At 57.2% G+C, this 2,531-nt stretch carries 2 protein-coding genes and 1 pseudogene; all 3 read left to right on the forward strand.

Going from position 1 to position 2,531, the window contains the following annotated elements; genetic code table 11:
* The first annotated feature begins 744 nt into the window (after positions 1-744).
* Entirely contained in the window at positions 745-975 is a 231-nt protein-coding gene (locus NKJ80_RS31385; protein ID WP_023690600.1) for a hypothetical protein, read from the forward strand.
* Entirely contained in the window at positions 975-1,217 is a 243-nt protein-coding gene (locus NKJ80_RS31390; RefSeq protein WP_023669677.1) for a DUF982 domain-containing protein, read from the forward strand. Before NKJ80_RS31385 ends, NKJ80_RS31390 begins: the two co-directional genes overlap by 1 nt.
* 1,170 nt (positions 1,218-2,387) lie before the next feature.
* Positions 2,388-2,531: pseudogene (locus NKJ80_RS31395) on the forward strand (YihY/virulence factor BrkB family protein); the annotation flags it as partial.

Consider the following 2,531-nt stretch of genomic DNA (forward strand, 5'->3'; position numbering starts at 1 on the left):
GGCGGCCCGGCGTCACCATAGCGCTGCAAACCTTGGAGGGCCAAGGTCTGATACGCTCAATGCGAGGAGAGGTAGTCATTCTTGACCGAGCGCGTCTGATTGCGCTGGCTGATGGGTCATATGGCAGGGCTGAAGCCGAATACGCTCGGCTAGTCGGCAAACTGCATTGACCCCAGACGCCGCGCCCGTGGCACTATCCTGAGTGCCCCTGCAACGGAGCCCGCCGGCTGAGCCACGGTGTTTTTGCGTCAGGCGGGAACATTCCCGCTCTGAGGCTGTTTGGCCACAGCTGGCTCGTTCTTCAGCGGTCCGTGCCGGTGACCAAGATGTCCTCTCCACTCGTCATGGTCGGCCCGCGCAGCCTCCGAAGCAGGCGCGGGCCATCCCTGCAGCGTCGCCAGACGTCAGCGGGCTTTTTATCATTCGCCGTTTATCATGGAAGATTTGCAAGTTCGCGCCTGCGACGTTGCGCCATTGGATCAACACGTCCATGGGACGATCATCAGGCCTCCGCTCGAAAAGCCGGGTATAGAACTCCTCCGCTTTGTCCATCCTTGGCGAGCACGGCGTAAATTCCTTGGATTTGCATTCAAAAATTGATTCCACCCATAATGAACAAAGGGCGGGTCCCGTTCCAAAATGGGGTGTTTGCGGCAACCTGCTTTGTACGTTTCCGGCTCTTGCCTTTTTCGGAAAGTGACCCACAGAATAGCTGGTGAGGTTCTATCTCTCTGGGAGGATGGGATGGACGTTCAAGCACCTGTTCGGCCTGTGCAGCAAACGGCCAAGGAGCTGGTCCGCGAGGTCCTGTTGGGTTCTCAACCGGGCAATATAATTTCCCTGAAGGCGACCATTGCAGCGGTGCGCGAGCGCGGCCATGATCTTCGTGAGACTGACTGCCAGTTGGTCGGAATGATCGTCAATTCAGCCTCCGTTTGGGGACTGTTCATCGCCTTTGACGTTCGAGAGGCTTGATGCCCCACCGCTGGTTCAACCCTCCGGTTTATGTGAAGACTGAGCGCCCGGGGCTTCGCCTTGGTGTCAACCGAGTTGATGCCGCCGCGGAGGAGCTTCTAAAGTGGTCCAATCGTGGCCCCAAGTGGCGGCTGGCGGCTGAGGCTTGCCTATCTGCGATGGATGGCAAAATGCCGGGTAACGACTTCCGGCTGCTGTTCGAAGCCGCAGCCGATGAAGAGGAGATGCTACTGCCGGATTAACAACGCTATACGGACGGGACCATGCGCGTCTGTTCGCGTTGGCGGTCGGCGAATTAACTTGAATAATCTGACGCAAACGGCTGTGGCCATTGCTCTGTTTTGACCTTTTGTGTTACCTATTGTGCTTCGTTCCCGAGCTTCCTTTTCGATCCCTTGAAGAATACCGGAAAGAACGGGTTCGCGATGTCCGACACCAGAACAATAAGCGAATCGGAACGACCCCGGCGAAAATCAATTGCTTGTCGATTGAACTGAAATCCGATCGACCTTACAGCCTCGTTCACGCGGGTTCGGGTATCCTCCCTCACGTCGCCTGTACGCTCGAATTTCTGCTTTTGGGATCCGCTGGGGCCAGCTCAAAGACCGACGAGGCGCTTAGCCGACTGGCGGCTCATCACGAGAGCGGTCCGGCAGCTTTAGGAGTAGTAGATTTGCAATATGGGTGCCAACTATTCGTCCCAATTGGGACAGGCTGCGGCCGGCAAGCTGCGCCTAGGTCTCACAAAAGGCTCAGGCGTTGGCATCGGAAAAGAGGCGGCTGCTAATTCTGAATGACCGATATGAGGCGCATGCGGTCCGGCAGTATATGGAACGAGAGCAGAAGGTCTGCTTCTGGTGCAAACCAGCGGAAAGGTGCCATTCCGCTGGTGGCGCGATCTTGGCCGCAACGACGTTGGTTGCCGCTGCCTGAAAGCAGACACGGTGATACCGCGTTGGCAGCTTTGGCGCCTCAAAGCGATATTGAGGCTCAGGACGGTTTTAATCTCACCTCGACCAATCAGCTTGGAAAAGCGGCGATAGTCCGGATGCTCGTACCGCCAGCGGCCGGCGGAGATCGCAGGATGCACGCCAGCTTCCTGCGCCGCCTCCAACACCTCCTCCGTGCTGTTGTCCTTGTCGGTGCAAACGAGCCAGCCTCCGCTTCTATGGTTTCCGAACGAACTAAAATGATCTTGAGAAAACCATTATCAAATGCGCGTCCCGAAATGGGGGCGAAGGCGATGCGAGCGCATCGGAGCGGAAGTTCTATGCCGGCGACCCTCCGCGGAAGTCGGTGCGAAACTCCTGCCACAGCCCGCAACCGGAACATCACATGTGCTGGTGCATTGCTAGTGAACGCCAATTCGACTGGGGCGCAAAATGCATCGCGCGATCACAAATGCATGGGCAATGGTGCGAGAAGCCGTCGTTGGGTTCGTCAACGACAATGCTCTCAGCCATGGCGCAGCATCGCTTTTTATGCCACAACATCGTTGGCGCCAATTCTGCTCATCGTGGTTGCAATTGCGGGTCTCGCATTCGGTCACGAGGCAG

It is taken from the genome of Mesorhizobium sp. M0030 (genome assembly GCF_040323695.1).
In the GTDB taxonomy this organism is placed as follows: domain Bacteria; phylum Pseudomonadota; class Alphaproteobacteria; order Rhizobiales; family Rhizobiaceae; genus Mesorhizobium.

Bases quoted from the DNA above. Each gene is read 5' to 3' on its own strand.
- NKJ80_RS31390 (WP_023669677.1), top strand. From the start codon at position 975: ATGCCCCACCGCTGGTTCAACCCTCCGGTTTATGTGAAGACTGAGCGC.
- NKJ80_RS31385 (WP_023690600.1), top strand. From the start codon at position 745: ATGGACGTTCAAGCACCTGTTCGGCCTGTGCAGCAAACGGCCAAGGAG.